The organism is Burkholderia sp. GbtcB21 (genome assembly GCF_019091065.1).
Taxonomy (GTDB): Bacteria; Pseudomonadota; Gammaproteobacteria; order Burkholderiales; family Burkholderiaceae; genus Burkholderia; species Burkholderia pyrrocinia_C.
Genome location: NZ_JAGXKA010000098.1, coordinates 1 through 548, shown reverse-complemented (window position 1 = coordinate 548; position 548 = coordinate 1). Strand labels below are relative to the sequence as shown.

Below are 548 nucleotides of genomic sequence, written 5' to 3'. Positions count from 1 at the left end.
GTCACCGATGGCACGGGGTGCCGTGCCGGCTGCTTACGCTGGTTTGCACGCCGATGACCGGGCAACAGCGAGGTTCGTCGCCGGCCTTCCAACACGGGATGCACCGCCAGCAGTTCACCGTCCTCGTAGATACGGATCTCGTGAGCCAGACTGTGGACGTCGAGCACGCGCTTGCGCGTACGATCGGGCACGCTGTAGTAGTTGCCACCGACCGAGACGAGACCTTCGTGGCTCACGCGCCGCTCAAGCCGGATCACGCCGTTGAAGGTGCCGGCCGGCAACGCCTGCAGCGTAGGACGCTCCTCACTGAAGTGCTGAGCGACGACGCGGTGCGTGGTGCCGTGCACGCGGACATTGGCAACCGTGTCGAGCCACTCGCGCAGTTGGCGGTTCAGGTCGGCGAGGTTCTGGAAGCGGCGCGCCAGGAAGAAGTCCTGCCGGATATAGCGATACGGCCGCTCGACCTTGCCCTTGGTCTTGGCGCGATACGCCTTGCAGGCGCGCGGCGCGAAGCCGTAGTGCTGCGCAAACGCGACCAGCTTCGCGTT

At 65.9% G+C, this 548-nt stretch carries 1 pseudogene; it reads right to left on the bottom strand.

Features of this window, described 5'->3' with window-relative positions:
- A pseudogene (locus tag KVT39_RS36495) lies at positions 1-548 on the bottom strand (IS21 family transposase); the annotation flags it as partial.